General features: G+C 63.0%; 10 protein-coding genes. 8 read left to right on the forward strand and 2 right to left on the reverse strand.

The window, feature by feature from the left end:
* Window positions 1-40: 40 nt before the first annotated feature.
* Window positions 41-823: a hypothetical protein gene (locus tag FHX33_RS13700; RefSeq protein WP_021765436.1), complete on the reverse strand. Its 783-nt coding sequence runs from the start codon at window positions 821-823 to the stop codon at window positions 41-43.
* A gap of 158 nt (window positions 824-981) precedes the next feature.
* On the opposite strand from FHX33_RS13700, the gene FHX33_RS13705 reads away from it, so the two are divergent.
* From FHX33_RS13705 to FHX33_RS13715, 3 genes are all read left to right on the forward strand, one after another.
* The gene (locus tag FHX33_RS13705; protein WP_155829157.1) at window positions 982-1,215 is read left to right on the forward strand and encodes a helix-turn-helix domain-containing protein; all 234 of its coding nucleotides are present in this window, start codon (window positions 982-984) and stop codon (window positions 1,213-1,215) included.
* Between the two features lie 28 nt (window positions 1,216-1,243).
* The gene (locus tag FHX33_RS13710) at window positions 1,244-1,567 is read left to right on the forward strand and encodes a hypothetical protein (protein ID WP_155829160.1); all 324 of its coding nucleotides are present in this window, start codon (window positions 1,244-1,246) and stop codon (window positions 1,565-1,567) included.
* A 1,047-nt stretch (window positions 1,568-2,614) separates the two neighbouring features.
* A complete protein-coding gene (locus FHX33_RS13715) occupies window positions 2,615-3,166 on the forward strand; it encodes a hypothetical protein (RefSeq protein WP_039924120.1) in 552 nt (183 codons plus the stop codon).
* A 235-nt stretch (window positions 3,167-3,401) separates the two neighbouring features.
* Here FHX33_RS13715 and FHX33_RS13720 read toward each other — a convergent pair whose 3' ends face one another.
* Window positions 3,402-4,487: a hypothetical protein gene (locus FHX33_RS13720; protein ID WP_051337073.1), complete on the reverse strand. Its 1,086-nt coding sequence runs from the start codon at window positions 4,485-4,487 to the stop codon at window positions 3,402-3,404.
* Window positions 4,488-4,638: 151 nt separating this feature from the next.
* On the opposite strand from FHX33_RS13720, the gene FHX33_RS13725 reads away from it, so the two are divergent.
* From FHX33_RS13725 to FHX33_RS13745, 5 genes are all read left to right on the forward strand, one after another.
* On the forward strand, window positions 4,639-6,636 hold the full coding sequence (locus tag FHX33_RS13725; protein ID WP_021765441.1) for an SAM-dependent methyltransferase: 1,998 nt from the start codon (window positions 4,639-4,641) through the stop codon (window positions 6,634-6,636).
* A gap of 100 nt (window positions 6,637-6,736) precedes the next feature.
* On the forward strand, window positions 6,737-10,990 hold the full coding sequence (locus FHX33_RS22170; RefSeq protein ID WP_169730360.1) for a bifunctional RecB family nuclease/DEAD/DEAH box helicase: 4,254 nt from the start codon (window positions 6,737-6,739) through the stop codon (window positions 10,988-10,990).
* Window positions 10,991-11,015: 25 nt separating this feature from the next.
* On the forward strand, window positions 11,016-12,509 hold the full coding sequence (locus tag FHX33_RS13735; protein ID WP_021765443.1) for a restriction endonuclease: 1,494 nt from the start codon (window positions 11,016-11,018) through the stop codon (window positions 12,507-12,509).
* 105 nt (window positions 12,510-12,614) lie between these two features.
* Entirely contained in the window at window positions 12,615-13,088 is a 474-nt protein-coding gene (locus FHX33_RS13740) for a hypothetical protein (RefSeq protein ID WP_021765444.1), read from the forward strand.
* Between the two features lie 43 nt (window positions 13,089-13,131).
* On the forward strand, window positions 13,132-13,743 hold the full coding sequence (locus tag FHX33_RS13745; protein WP_021765445.1) for a hypothetical protein: 612 nt from the start codon (window positions 13,132-13,134) through the stop codon (window positions 13,741-13,743).
* Window positions 13,744-13,746 lie beyond the last annotated feature (3 nt).

Here is a 13,746-nt window from a genome sequence, read left to right on the forward strand (position 1 = left end):
ACCGTTGTCGGTGAGCGTCAGCTGCAGGCGAGGCTGCGGTTCAAATGGTGTCTGCATGGACGACCTCCCAACCGCGTGACTCCACCCACCGGCATCCCGGACAGATCGTCGAATGGTCCGGATCGGCAGGGTCTGTGGTCATCCGACGCGAACACCGCTGGCAGTGGACGCGGGCATTCGCCTCCAACCGGTCGTTCAAAACGAGCAGCTCCGGGGATGGCGGAAACGCCTCGTCATCGAACGCCAACGACACGGTCTCGTCCGTGACCGTGAAGGAGACGGTGTCGGCGAGCTCCGGTGTTGGCATGTCGCGCAGCGTTGAGCTGACGAGGCGTGCCCACCCGTCGGGGATGATCGCGAATCGTTCGGGGGCGTTTCGCACGCTCAAGCTTCGGACGGCTTCGATCGCTTCGTCGGGGAGTGGAAGCCGTGGGGTGAACGGGAGTTCCGCTGCTGCGGGTGCCGTGGCAAGGTATGCGCAGGCGTCGCATTGGACTCCGACCGGTTCGGTGCGACGTCGTCCTGGCCGGCCGCAGGCTCCACAGGTGAGGGCGATCGTTCTATCGGCGGTGAACCATGCGTTCATCTGCGGATCCACCCCGTCGTCAGCAACGACAATCATTCCCCCCTGGGTTGCGAGCTTGATTGACGTTCCGACGACAGTCAGGTCAATCCGAACCCCAGAGCGAACGGCATGGACAGTCGTCACCAGGGCGACGCACGCAGGCGCCCAGCCGATTGGGGTGTCGGTATGAACGCCGAGCTCGCGGAGCGTCATCGATGCGACCACGCACTCCGGAAGCGGATTCAACTGTGATCGCACACGATCCTCCTATCAAGCTCTTAGGCCGCATCTTGTACTCGACTCCCGCGGCTGATTTGGTTATTGTATGAGACAACTTAGTGACATTGACCAGCTATTTTCACTTTCGAACAAGGAGGGATTGTGGTCGTAGGTCAGCGACCCGAGTCGCGATCTCCGTGATCGATGACCTCGAGCGGTCTATTTGGAATCAATTCATCGACAACGCCCGAAACGCCATCGGCGACCGAAACCTGCAAGATGTCGCGGCGAAAGCGGGCATGAAGCCACGCCATCTCAAAGGCATCCTCAGAAGGAGAACAGTTCCGGACCTGGCTGACATCCGAGCGCTAGAAATCGCGTTGCGCACCGAGCTATGGCCCGCGCCTAAACCGGACGCGCCTGACGAATAGACGCGCTGGCGGCCGCTAGCCTCGAAGTATGAGCGGTGAGGAACCTCCTGCGAAGCGCAAAGGCGGCCGCAGACCGCGGCCGAAGCCGAACGCCGGCGCAGGACAAGACTGGCTTGCAGAGCCTTTCCTCGACCCCATCCAAGAGACAGCGCGCCAGTTCGCCTCCAACCTCGACCAAGCCATCAAGCAACGATGGGGAGACGTCAGCGGGCACACAGCCGCAAAAAACCTCGGCGTGGACCACAACGTTCTCCGGAGAGTGCTTGCCGGAATGAGTTACCCCGACCTTGTCTTTATCGCGCGAGTGGAACTGAAGCTCAAACGACGAGTCTGGCCGTCACGGGTGCGTTGAAAGAGTCGCCTCGAAACCAACTGAGGCTGCAATCACCTGAGAATGAAGCCCCTACGGTGACGAGACCGTGAAGACGATCGTCAGGTACGAATGAAGACGCCATACGACCTTTCACAGTTCTCCCTGACTCGTACAGCAGTTCGGCGGCGCGCTGTCGCCTACGGTAACTTCTGCATCGCGGTCCTACCCGCGGGCGCTTCTGTCCTGGTTCTGGCCTGGGCGGTCAACATACTCCCGCACGCAGCGTTTGCTTCTACTTCGCGCTGGTGCTGATCGCTCAATCCGTCACCGACAGGTTCTACGTCTTCCTTGTCCCGCCCGTCTAGCTCCTCGTGAGCCTTTCGCTGGGGCGGGCGTTCACCCTCGACGTCTTCGAGGTAGAACGCGACTGGACCGTTCCGGCGCTCTCGGTAGCTATCGCCACGGCGGCGTTCATCATCCGTAGGCTGCGAACGTGAGCCACTTCTGAGTGCTGCGGTCAAGAAGAATGAGCTGATCGCGGTACCGGTGCCTTCCTGGTCAGAGTCCAACTCGTACCCGCTAGCCTCGGTGACCGCCTGCCACCGACCGGTTCGTGGAACGGTCGCATCATCCCGCCGTCGGAACAACATCGGATGCCCGGCGTCGACAGCTGAAGCGGATAAAGGCAACGCGGCCCGTCTGTTCGAAGCGGGGCGAGGCGTTTACGAGCGATGGAGTACGTCGCCGTTCGGCGCCGATCACGGAAGGTACTCACTCACAAGGACTCGAGCTCTTGGGGGTGAGCTGAACTGCAGACGCCCTCCGAATCGTGGGTCGATCGCGTTTGCGTGTCGTCCCTGCGCTGCGTGGGCGCCGATAGAGTTGTCGGCCGTGCGTTCTAAGTGTGACGGGTGTGCTCGGTCGAGGACACATTTCAGTGGCTTTATGGTGTCGGTACTGCTGGCGTTAGTCGCTCTCGCGTCTGCGACGGTTTTAGTTGGACGTAGGGGAGGTGGCCGGCTGAGCAAGACGGCAGCCCTGGGCTCGGAGTCCACCGGCGCGGAGGGCGTTGGACTGGCTCAGGTCGTGGGAGATGACCTCGACGTGCCGGGCGTGGCTGTCGCGAGCGCTGAGGACAGCAACACCGATCGGGACCATGCCTCTAAGAGGCGGCGCCTCTCTTACCTGACGGTTTTCGGCGGCTCTCTCGGACTGATTCTGGTGACGTTTGTCGTGGTCGCTGCTGTTCTGTCGCCCACGTCGACCATCATGCCCGACTTGGCGTCGGCTCTGATGGTCGACGGTGAGACTGCGAAGTTTGTGCTGCCCGCCTTCGCCGCGATTGTGATTGCGCTCCAGTTGGCGGTGCGGTCCCACGGTGACACCTCCGAGACGGATGCGAGAAGCCGGGCTCGCTTGCTCGCGGTGATCGCTGGGGTTACGGCAGCCGTGTCCGTGGTGGTGGCCGCGATCGGTGCGGCGAACGTATGGATCGCATCTGACGCTCCTGCCGCAGTCGGGAACTCTGTGGCGCCCAAGTCGTTGGCGTTCGGGATCGGCTGCATCGGCATCCTCATCGCTGCCGTCGGTGCTGATGCAATGACCGCCGCAATTCGGCCCAATCCGTCACAGGGCTAGCGTCGATTTCGCGGGTGCCGAGCCACCCATTCGCTAATGACGGCCATTGCGATCAGACCCAATCCAGTAACGAGCATCATCCCAAGTACGATTCCGACGAACATTGCCCTCCCAGCTCACTAAATGCGGCGAGGACTTCCCGAGTTAAGGCGCACTCCTGTCTGCCGAGACCGTGGGCGACTTGCCCGTGCGGCCCAGCAAGCTCCACCGGGAGTTGCGGGGCGGCCGTGAAACTTCATAGGTGGCCGCGGTAGTCGAGGATGATCTGGAGCGCTTCCTCTGCAGCGTCACGGCAGGGCAGAACCGGCCCGGCGGCGGTGACCCTTCGTCCGCAGTCGTCCACGTCGAAGAACTGCAATGCCATCAACTCGAAATCGACTACGACCACTTGAACGTCTACCCCCTCGTAGTCGCCACCGGTGTCGATCGTGTTGGTGAGCCGGTCAGCGGCGTACGGCTGGCTGGCCTGACGCGAGCCGGATAGCGTCCGCCGAAGCCGCGGCCGGGAGAGGTTGCCGGCCTTGCTCCGTTTCCCTGCCCGTCGTGACGTGTATGTCGTCTTCACCTCGTATGCGATGAGGGTGCCGTCGAGCATCGCGACGATGTCGAGGTCTTGCCGTCCGTCTGTACGCTCCATACCGGCGTCACCCATCGTGATGATCTCGAAACCGAGTTCGCGTCGAAGGAACACTCCGACTGTCTCTTCGCCCAGCCCACCGATCTGCTGATCCGTCGCACCACGCAATTCGGCGGTGAGGCGATCGTCCCCGAGCAGCGCGGCCTCGTCGTACCTGTTTCGGAAGATCTGCGTCTCACGGATGGTCCGACTTATGAGGCCGAGTTGGATGAACCCGGGTGTCGTCGTGCCGTCGATGTACGTCGGGTAGGAGAACATCGACGACTCGGACCCAGCTGCGATTGCTCGCCGTTCGAAGGCGCGGTACTCGCGGCCTTCCTTCGACCAGCCGCGATTGAGAGCGGTGTCCTGGGGGAACAGGTTGGGTCCGAAACCTCCACCACCGGTGTACGGGAGGAAGTGGCCTCGATCGAACCGTCGAACGGCACCGTCAGCGAGCGGATGGAGGCGTTGATACTGCACGTCTCGGGGTGCGATCGGCGCGCGCGGACGACCGATGGCAAGGACGGTTCTGTCAAAAGCCGGGTTCGCGTCGAAGAGGAACTCCACGCCGTTGTCCTCGAACGTTGTCAGGCGCGCCTCCGGGCAGCCGGCAAGATACAGGGTCGAAGCGGTCTCAAACAGTTGCGCTTCGGGGTCCGCCCCAACCGGCATTGGGAGCGCGGCGACGGATGAGGTCGGCATCTGGTCTCCTATCAGCTGGTGCGCAGCACTCTAATGGCCACACCTCGGAGCGGGCGAGGGTGTCAACCCCCAGCCGTGCGCCCCGTCCGCGCATAGAGACCACATGACGGAGAATGGACGGTACGAACTGTGCCCCGATGGAAGCGACCAGATGAGCGACGAGCCCCGCACCCCCGGTGCCGCAGCGCCGCTGTCGCTCTCGATGCTGGACGCCGGAACCCTCCCGCTTCAGGAACTCGCGGAACTCGCCCGCCGCGAAGCGCATCGCCCTCGACCCGTCTACGCGGCACACAAGTGGTTCGCCCGCCGATACGGAACGGCGATGCGTGCACTGCTCGTCGCATCCCAGGTGGAGGACGGCGCTGACTTCTGGTCGGCGTTCCTCAGCTCCGACCTACTGGCCGGCAAGCACGTTGTCGATCTGTTCATCGGCGGCGGCACCAGTCTGTACGAAGCATCGCGGCTCGGCGCGAATGTGACCGGGGTGGACATTGACCCCGTCGCCACGGCCGTCACCGAATTTGAGCTGCGAGCACGAGACCTCCCCGACCCGTTCGACGTGTTCACTGACGTCTACGACGCGGCGGAGCCGCTTCGAGAGCTGTACCGGACCGTCGGCCCTGACGGCGACACCCGCGACGGACTGCATTTCTTCTACGTTCAGCAGCTCACCTGCGGGCACTGCGCGACGACCTTCGACGCTCACCCCAGCTACCGGGTCGCTCTGGCCGGATCCGAACAGTGGGTGGTCTGCTCCCGCGAAGCGTGCGGCCAAGTCCGATCGATCAGCGCCGACGCTGAGCAGTTCACCTGCGATTGCGGTTCCGTAACCGTGATCGGTGACGCGCCACTCGTCCGAGGAAAAGCCACCTGCCCTGAGTGCGGTCACGTCGAAGCACTCATCACTTACGCACGGCGAACCGGGCAACGGCCGAGTTTCCGAATGTTCGCGATCGAATCAATCCCGGTCACGACGAACACCCGACCGGCGTCGATGACCGCTCGGATCTTCCATCGGCCGTCACCTGCCGACCTCGCCGCGCTGACATCGGCTGAGGCGCTGCAGCGGCCGCTCGCCCACTTGATCCCATCCCGCGCGATCCCCAACGAGAACCGGTCCGATCCGCGCCTGCTCGGATACGGGTATACCGCCTATTCGCAGCTCCTGAATCCGCGGCAACTGCTTCACGCGTCGTGGCTGCTGGGCGCGATCGCGTCCCTGCCGGAACCGCACCGACTCTCGTACGCTTTGGCGCTGTCGAACCATCTCACCTCGAACTGTGTCCTCACCCGCTACACGGAACGATGGCGGCAGGTGACTCCGCTGTTTTCGCTACGCGCGTTCGCACACTCGGCGCGGCCGGTAGAACTGAACCCGTGGTTGCGGGGGACCGGCCGCGGAACGTTCCCGAATGCGTTGCGTCGCGTCGCCAACGCGATCAACTTCGCGAAAGAACCCAAAGAGCTCACTGTCGGCAATGGGTTCCAGACGGTGCCGCTGCCGGCAGAAGGCACGATCACTGTGCTGCAGGGCGACAGCCGCCACCAGCCAGATATCGCTGACGCGTCGGCGGATATCGTCCTCACTGACCCGCCCTACCTGGACAACATCGATTACAGCGAGCTCTCCGACTTCTTCGTTCCGTGGCTCGCGTCCGCCGGCGTACTCATCGACCCGGGCGGACCATCCGAGCGGTCTCTGGCGGCGAAAGGTCGCGGTCAAGCAGACGCGGACACGTTCATGGACGGCCTCGCCGCGTGTTTTCGTGAGGCAGCTCGCATCCTGAAGGCCGACGGCCGTCTGGTGTTCACGTTCCAGCACCAGTCTTCATCCGCCTGGAACGCGCTCGCCGACGCGCTCATTTCCACCGGCCTGCACGTCGTGTCGGTGTTCCCGCTACGCGGTGACAGCGAGATGAGTTTGCATCGGCATCCCGGCTCGATCACCTGGGATGCGGTATTCGTTCTCGCCAAGGAACCTCACCCGTTCCCGCGAACGGAAGACTCAGCCGCGGAAGCTGCGGACCTGCTAGCTGACGCGATACAGCTCGCTGAGCCCGACCGTGCGAACCTCCGACGTGCCTACGTCGCCGCGGCGCACGTCGTCGCGGTAGCGCACGACCAGTTGGCCCCAATTCGGGGCAGTTGAGACTTTTTCGACAGTTGGTTGCAACTGGCCCGAATAGGGTGAATTGGACTTCGCCGATAGGTGGAGTCGGGGGCCCTACCGGAGACTTGCTATGCCGCGCGTGGAAAAGACCAGCATCACCCAATTCGCTGCCACCGGATGTGAGAAGCAGCTGCGGTTGTCCATGCATCCACCTTCGGGCAAATACGACGCTGAGCGGAAGCTCCTTGATCTGCCACACCGACAGGTTCGCCCGGCCCTGAACGAGATCACCCGTGCAGGTGATGAGTGGGGTAATCAGAAGGTCCACGACCTCGACTCCGCATTCGGTTCCGCGAACCTGATCGGAGGCGCTCGCAAACTTACCGGCGGGCAAACCACGCCTGGACTTGATTTCGCCGCCTGCGAGCTCGAGGAGAAGCTCCGAGCCGGGGTGCAGCCGGGACAGTTCCTTATTGAAGCGGAATTCGACGCAGACACGCCCACTTTTCGCCGCACCCACAACCTGGATGCGATCACATTTGCTGACGTCAACGGCCCGCTGGACCTCGCCCGTGTCCGCCCCGACGTCATCGAAGTCGCAGGCCCAGCGCTACCGAACATCAGCGACCACATCATCGACACTGATGGCACCATCCGGGTCCCCGACGCCAGCGACACCCGGATCGTTCTGCGGGTGATTGACGTGAAGCTGACCAGCGAACCCGGCCCGAACTACTTCGCGGAGCTGTCGTACTATGTGCTCACGCTTGCGGCGTTCCTGCAAAACAAAGGACTGGACACCGACTTCGCAGTGTCGGCCTTTCCCGCGGTGTGGCCCGGGAGTGAGGACGAATCGAAACTCGTCGCCGCCACACGCGGCAACGCCGACACCGCCACACGACTTGACGCCTTCCATGACGACCTCGAGGTGGCGCCGCTGCGGGTGTTCGTCTCTGAGACGCTGCGGGTTCTTCGAACACTGATTCCGCGGGTGCTGTCTACCCCGTTCGATGAGCTGCCGTGGACGGTCACAACCGGCTGTCAAGGCTGCGACAACCTCGGGCAGGAATTCAACCCGGAACCAGGCAAGAGAGCCTCGGATTGGGATCCGAAGCACTGCCTGCCGACAGCGAAACGAGACCAGCACCTGTCCCGCTTACCGTTCCTCTCCCGAGGGGCGTTCCAGATCCTGAAAGAGCGGGGCTACGAAACCGTCCCCTCGGTGGCAGGGCTCCCGGCGACAGACGCGTCATTCGACGCGCACCATCGTCTGCGTGGGCAACGTCAGATCGTCGGCGCACGCGCCCGAGCGTTGTCCGGGCAGACCGTGCCGGCGCTTCGTGACACGGCCACTTCCGCGGCGATCCCAAGCTTCGCGAAACTGCGGGTGCATCTCACCGCAGACTTCGATCCCGGAAGCGCGATCACACTCGCGTTCGGTTTGAACTGGGCATGGCTGGTAAAAGGCGATCGGCTGACCACGGTCAGCTCCACTCGAACCCGCGTGCATTACACACAGACCAAGACGTTCGATGCGGAGTGGGACGCGCTCGCAGCGCTGCTGGACGACATCGATGCGCTGTTCGCCGAAGCCACGAAGAAAGACCCCGACGCGACGTTTCAGGTGTACGTGTGGGACTCCGTCACTCTGGACCACCTCAGCCGCGTGATCGGGCGTCACCTTCCCAAAATCATCGGAACTGACCGTTTAAAGCGGCTGGCATGGTTGTTCCCGCCCGAAGACGTCGTTGGCACCGCGTTCCTCGCCGCAACCCCAGCGGTGAGCGTTGTACGCGACGCCGCGAAAGCATTGCTGAGCCTGGACCTCGCGCACACCTACACCCTCCTCACCACCGCACGAAGGTTCCACCAGGCCGACTACGCGTACACCGACTTCAAGGTTCCGCTGTTCTGGGAAGACCCGTTCACCGATCAGATCCCGCCAGAGCGGGCCCACCAGGTGTGGCGGGCCAGGCGAACCCCCGGAGCTCCCACCCAGACGGAGCTGGTGGCCTCCCTTGAACGAACCGTGAAAACGAAACTGTGGGCACTCGGCCAGGTCACCGGACACCTCACCGACGAACTCCGCGGCAGGTTGACACGTCAGGCCCCGAAGATCAGTCAGCTGCGGCCACCGGAGGACCTCGGCAGCGCCAGCCTGCTCGGCGTTCTCTTGCACGCCCACGCCAAGCTGAACGGTGCTCTGAGCTCGTTGGAGGTCACCCAGATTCGTGCCCTGCCCGTGGAGGAACAGGAAGCGAAGTTCCGTGCCGCGCGCATCACCCGGCGGCTGACCGGCGCAGACGAAGCGGCCGTGTTGGCAGCCGCCGGTCTGACCGGAAGCCCGCACCGCTTCGTGTTCCAGTTGTCACCGGGGAGCGTGGACATCGTCGCAAAACCGGGCGACTTCGGCTGGAGCATCGTCCCCGAAGAGCTCATCGTGAAACTCGACTGGGGGTACACCAGCTTCGTCAAAACCGCCGGTCACGGACAGCTGGCAAACCAATGGGCCAGCGACTACATGGCGTCCCGTGCGAAGCTGCAGGACGTGTTCGGCGCGACCGTGGAGCACATCGACCGCACCGCAGGGACGATGATCGTCGACTTCGCGCACTACTGGCCCAACCACCCCATCCAACGAAAAGCTCTCATTGATGCGCGGCTAGTCCAGCTCGACCACGACCTGGTCATGGAACCAGTCGCGGTCGAATTCTTCGTCAAGAAGCTCGCAGACACACTCAAAGTGATCAAGAACCCGCCGCTGGCTACTCGAGACCCGCGAATCCAGCACGCCACCGGCGTGACACGCAAACCGAATCGCGGCACCCCGCATCCGATCCAGGACTTCCTCTGGGACGCCGCCAACACCGCTACGGCGCCCACCACAACCACCCGCGATCTCGCCCAGTTCCGAACAATCGTTGAAGCTCGAAACCATCATCTCAACGACAGTCAATGGCGTGCGTGGGAGAACGCTCTGACGAAGCGGCTGTCGCTGATCTGGGGGCCACCCGGCACGGGAAAGACCCAGACGCTACGAGCGATCCTCGCGGCGTTGACCGCTGAACCGTCACAGCCCGTGCTGATCGCAGTCACCGCGCAGACCTACACCGCGGTCGACAACGTGTTGAAGAACCTCCTCACGGAACTTGATACCCACGCACCGCATGTCCGCGTCCGGCGAGTCCGTTCCTCCACCCGGGAAACGCCCGACTGGCTGCCTGCCGGTCCCATTGATGTCGACTCGAACGAGCTGACATCCCTGGTCGCCGAGCTTAAAGCCGGAGGAACGTTCCTCATCGCCGGTCCATCCGAACAGCTGCACAAGCTGATCAAGGAGGCCACTGGCACGCACGCCGGTCCGCTATTCGACGTCGTCATCGTTGACGAGGCCGGCCAGCTCGACGTCGCCCATGCTGTTCTACCGTTGGCAGGCGTCCGCCCGGGTGCCCAGGTGATCGTCGCAGGTGACCCCAAGCAGCTCCCGCCGATCCACGCGGCGGAACCTCCGCGAGACCTCACCTTCGTCGTCGGTTCCATCTACGAGTTCTTCCACCTCGAACACGCCGTGGGCGACCTTCCCCTGCTACGCAACTACCGCTCCAACGCCGAGATCGTCGCTCTGGGCACCACCGCCGGATACCCGCCGGAACTGGTCGCTGACAAACCTGACCGTCGCATCCGGTACCGGACTGGGTGCGATGGGGTCTCCCGCCCGCCGACCTGGCCGGCGAACCTCTCGTTCAGCGAGGGCGTTCCCGCTGCCGCCGACCCGGATCGACCCGTTGTCTCCTTGACGTACCCCGAAGGGGTTTCCGGGCAGTGGAATCCGTTCGAGGTTGATGTCGTTGTCCAACTGGTCACGTGGTACGCGCTCTCGTTGGCGGAAGGTGTCGACGGTGGAGCCGGGACCCCGATCGACTGGGAGTACTTCTGGACCGAGGGGATCGGTATCGTCACCGTCCACCGGGCGCAGCGCGCTCGGATCATCCACACCCTGACGTCGATGTTCGCCACTGCCGCTGCCCACCCATCGACTGCCAACTGGATCGCCAACGCCGTCGACACGGTCGAACGTTTCCAAGGTCAGGAACGGGACATCATCGTCGCCACCTACGCCGTCGGCGACCCGGACACGGTTGCCGAGGAAGAGGAGTTCCTGCACAACCTGAACAGGTTCAACGTCCTCGCCACTCGACCGCGAGCAAAGCTGATCGTCATCGCCAGCCGGGAGCTCATCGCGCACCTCAGTTCCGACTTAAAGACCATTCGATCCAGCGAAATGCTGAAGGACTTTGTCGATGTCTTTTGCACGCACGAGCTGCCAGTCACCTTCGAACACATCCTCGATGGTCGCCCGAAGACGGTGACCGTCGACATGCGCTGGCGGTGAGCACACTGAGCAACGGGGGAAACGCATGATCAGCATCGGCGCACTGCGCGGATACGTGTTTGAGGAGGTGCTGGCCAAGCTGCTCCAAGGCAGCGGCTACGACCTACTGGTGGAGGCACGTCAGGACCCGGATATGCTCGTCACCGGCCCGAACGGTCTGCGGATTCATGGCCGCGGTTCAGATCACCAAGCAGATGTTCTTGGAGAGCTGCGCATCAAACCCACCTTCACCTACCCGCTGCGGCTCTTCGTCGAAGCGAAGTATCGTCGGCGCGCAGTCGGGTTGCCGGAGGTGCGCAACGCCGTGGGAGTGATCAACGACGTGAACGAGTTCTACACCGGTGAGCACGCCAGCAGGGGGTTGCGGCGCTGCGACTATCGGTACGTGCTGTTCTCCACATCCGGGTTTACCGACGACGCCGAACGATACGCCCTCGCCCAACGTGTTTCCTTGATCGACCTGCAGACGCCGGCGTACAAGCCCCTCAAGACGTTGGTGGCGCGCACTGCCGAGAAGCTGCACAGACTTGCGAAGAAAAGGAACATCGAGTCGTTCCCGGTGAATCAGATGAGGGAAGCGCTGCGGAAAGCTTTCGGCACATGGACCACCGACGCACGTGACGTCCCCAAGCTTTTCGACGACGCTGAGGCGCGGGCGTCCCATTTAGGGACTGCAACGTCCCCGCTGCCACCTGAACGATTGGCGAAGATCGCTTCGGAGGCGGCCGAGTTCGGGGAACGACTGTATTTCGTCTTCAACGACACCGCTTTCGTCTTCGTCGTCCGCTCCGACGACCTCCAAGCGGACGACGATGACACCCCCGGCGCTCGCAAGACCCCGCGCCTAGCGGCGGGTGCCCGCGCCGACGCGCGGCTCGCCTTCGCAGGAGAGGACGAACACAGCGGCGAGTGGACTCTGGAAACGACGGGATCGGGTCCCGACGCTGGGTCACAGATCCGGTTCGCGAACTCGCCAGCGATCGGCACCCTGATAGCCAGCGACGAAGACGAGGGTCTTTGGAGGAGGAAACGCTCGCGGAACAGAGTCGTCGTCGCGGTCGATGACGACATCCTCGAGGTTGACTTCAACCCGGCTGCGTCGAGTCCGGTCAGAAATGAGCGAATCCTTCGCAGTATGAACGTGGACAAGAGGTTGGCGTTCAAGGCGGAGAAGGAAGACCGGCCGGAGTATTCCGACCAGGTCACCGAAGAATGGGAACGGGAGGCGTTTCGAGAACTGCTACGACGCCTTCCTGTGGAGTACCGACGCGTCATTGAGTACGCCGCTAAACACGACGGCTACATTCCGCGGGAGCGGGTGTACGAGATCTTCAACTTCCCTGCGGCAAGGATGCTGCGCGGGTTCACACGCCCTCCCCGTCGTATCGCCAAAGACCTCATCGATGAAGGCATCCTTCATCCGGAAACCGAATGGCCGTTGTTCACCATGTATGACGCCGGCGTCCGCGCTACACGGTTTGGCGTCCCTCCCGAATTCACTCGCCTTCTGCAGGAATAGACCGGATGCAACTTCGTGCCCAGCTCCCGCCGTGCCCACTGAAGGCATGCGTCTCCGTGCATCGCATTACTGACCGAAGTCGGTCGCGTGGCACATAATTCAGGCATGTCCCTTTTGCAGGTTGTCGAGCGGCGGGACGAGGACGGTGCGCACCTGGAAGCCGTCCCCATCTCAGAAGGCGCCTCTTACACGGACGTCACCGCCGACGGCGGACACGTCCCGCATTGGGGAAGTCACGACCTCGTCGTCCTTGCCACCGCGCTAGTCGGTAGCGGATTCCACGCCACCGACGCCACCGTCGCTGACGCCTTTCGGCCATCCGCAGAGGAAGACGAAGAGACCGAGCAGTTCACCGCCGACCTGCTGCACGCCGTGAACGCCGGTGCGGACCAAGCGGAAGAGTTTCTCGCCGAGGATCCTTCCGACTATCTGATTCTCGCCGTCACTATTGTGAGCCGAGACATTGGCGCGTTCCGGCTCGCTCAGAACGGGCAGGTGCGTGTTCTCGGGGCAGAGGAAGCCGAGCGCGTGCGGGCATTCACCCAGATTCTCGGGAAGGCGATCCTTGCTGAGAACTAAGGAGGAGTGGGTCGCAAAAGCACTTGATGCTGCGAACCTGCTCGTGGAGATTCTTGTCTTCGCTGCAGGTCTCTGGCTCACCTCCCTCATCCCCGGTGCGGATCTCCTCGCGTGGGTCATCGGTGTGGTGCTGTCCTTCGTCGCAGCGGTGTTCCTTCCGTCGCTGCTGTTCGGCAGGCCATCCCTGGTCTTGAGCTGGCAGATTGAAGGCAATGATTTCTCCGAAGGTTGGGCGTTTGTCGACCTGACGAAGCCCAACCCGCTGTTCAACGGACCGGAGATTGCGTTCAAAGTCGACCTGGTCGCTGAATACCGTTCCCTCGCCGGCCTGATCAACATGCGGAGGATGGTCAAGCACGGCTGGGTGGCCTGTGTCGAGTTCGGGCCGCCCGGGATCGTCAACGTCAAGGAGCAGCGGCCGGGCGCAGCGAAAGTGATCAGCATCAACGGTGCCCCCGCCATCCAACTGCCGCTGACGAAGGCGCGGCATGGTTGGAAGCAGGCGAGGATGATCGGGTCGTTCCAGCCGGTCGGCATCGTCAACGGACGCGATACCGTCCAGTTCGCGTTGACGTTACGGGATCCGCCGAATCGCTTTCATCCTCGGCAAGCTGCTATGACTAGTGGCATTAATGGGTTAGACGTTAGGAGCTAATGT

This window comes from Leifsonia aquatica (assembly GCF_014190775.1).
GTDB lineage: Bacteria > Actinomycetota > Actinomycetes > Actinomycetales > Microbacteriaceae > Leifsonia > Leifsonia aquatica.